The organism is Pelotomaculum sp. FP (assembly GCF_004369245.1).
In the GTDB taxonomy this organism is placed as follows: domain Bacteria; phylum Bacillota; class Desulfotomaculia; order Desulfotomaculales; family Pelotomaculaceae; genus Pelotomaculum_C; species Pelotomaculum_C schinkii.
In genome coordinates, this window is sequence record NZ_QFGB01000130.1 from 1 (window position 1) to 1795 (window position 1795).

Genomic DNA, 1795 nt, shown 5'->3' on the forward strand with positions numbered 1-1795 from the left:
TATGTCAAAGGAGGAATAATATGAGGATTGCGGTTCTGATGAAACAAACTTTTGACACTGCGGCAATAATCAGTTTGGATGCCAGTGGGCAAATTGAGCGCCAGGGTGTCAACCTGATTATCAATCCCTACGACGAATTTGCCGTTGAAGAGGCTCTGCGGCTTAAGGAGAAGCACGGCGGGGAAGTTACAGTCATTTCGGCAGGAGCGCCGGAAACCCAGGACGCCATGCTCCAGGCCCTGGCCATGGGGGCCGATAAAGCAATACTGGTTACTGACGACAATATGGCCGGCAGCGACGAATATGCCGCCGCTCTGGTACTGTCCAAAGTCCTGGGCGGCCTGGAGTTTGACCTGCTGCTGGCGGGCTGGCGCGCTGTTGATGATGGTTCCGCTCAAGTGGCGGTAAGAGTGGCCGAATTGCTTGGCTTGCCCCAGGTAAATGTTGTCACCAGGCTCACCATTGAGGACGCCAAAGCTGTTGCCACCAGGGATATTGAAGGCGGCAGCGAGGTCGTGGAGGTCCCCCTGCCGGCCTTGATTACCGCCCAAAAGGGCCTCAACGAGCCACGCTACCCTACCATGCGAGGGATCATGCAGGCCAAGAAAAAACCTTTCCAAAAGCTTTCTTTGTCCGAACTCGGCCTTGATGCCGCTCAAATCGCGCCAAAAGTGAAGGCGATTTCTTATTTCCTGCCCGCGCCCCGGGCCGCCTGCAAGCTTGTGCCCGGCGAAGCGCCGGAAGCGGCGCGTGAATTATGCCGTATCTTACGGGAAACAGCCAAAATTATCTAAGGAGGGAAAAGCCACATGGCAAAGGGTATCTGGATTTTTGCAGAGCACCGTGATGGAAAAATAAAAAAAGTAACCCTTGAACTGTTAAGCGCCGGCCGCAAGCTTGCAACAGAGACCGGTGAAGAAGTGAGCGCCCTCCTTTTCGGCAAAGGAGTTTCCGGTTTGGCTTCCACGCTGGCAGAATATGGCGCCGATAAAGTCTACCTGGCTGATGACGATATGCTGGCCCAATATACTACCGACGCCTACAGCAAGGCGCTGAGCGACCTGATTATGGAAAAAGAGCCTTCCGTGTTGTTGCTTGGCTGCACCGTGCTGGGCCGCGACCTGGCCGCCAGGGTGGCCCAGAAAGTAAAGACCTGTCTTATGTCCGATTGCACCGGCGTGGAACTGAGCGGCGGGCAGCTTGTCTTTGTGCGCCCGGTTTATGCCGGCAAGGCTTTCGTAAAGGCGGTATGCCCCGAGCTAAAGCCCGTGATGGCCACGGTTCGCCCCAATGTGCTCATTGCTGACGAGCCGCGGGCCGGGCGCGGCGCTGAAGTGGTAAATGTAGCTGTTCATTTGGAAAAAACAGACTTAAGGCAGGTTATCAAAGACGTTGTGATGCAGATTTCCACCCGTCCGGAACTGACCGAGGCCAATATTATCGTTTCCGGCGGCCGCGGTATGAAGGGGCCGGAAAACTATAAAATTCTGGAGGAACTGGCTGATGTCCTGGGTGCGGCGGTGGGCGCTTCCCGGGCCGCTGTCGACTCCGGCTGGATTCCCCAAAGCTTTCAGGTAGGCCAAACCGGCAAGACCGTTTCACCTGCCTTGTATATTGCCTGCGGTATTTCAGGCTCAACCATGCACCTGGCCGGGATGAGTTCATCCAAATGCATCGTGGCCATTAACAAGGATCCCGAGGCGGACATCTTTAAGGTAGCGGACTACGGCATCGTTGGCGATTTGTTTGAGGTGGTGCCTCTCCTCACTGAAGAGTGCAAAAAACTATTGGCGTC

General features: G+C 55.4%; 2 protein-coding genes. Both read left to right on the plus strand.

The genetic code is table 11. The features are described from left to right. The first annotated feature begins 20 nt into the window (after positions 1-20). Entirely contained in the window at positions 21-794 is a 774-nt protein-coding gene (locus Psfp_RS20970) for an electron transfer flavoprotein subunit beta/FixA family protein (protein WP_134220449.1), read from the plus strand. Between the two features lie 15 nt (positions 795-809). Next, the coding region (locus Psfp_RS20975) for an electron transfer flavoprotein subunit alpha/FixB family protein (RefSeq protein WP_134220450.1) at positions 810-1795 on the plus strand (986 nt) is incomplete at its 3' end.

Excerpts from the sequence above, each read along its gene's own strand:
- Psfp_RS20970 (WP_134220449.1), top strand. The coding sequence starts at position 21 with ATGAGGATTGCGGTTCTGATGAAACAAACTTTTGACACTGCGGCAATA.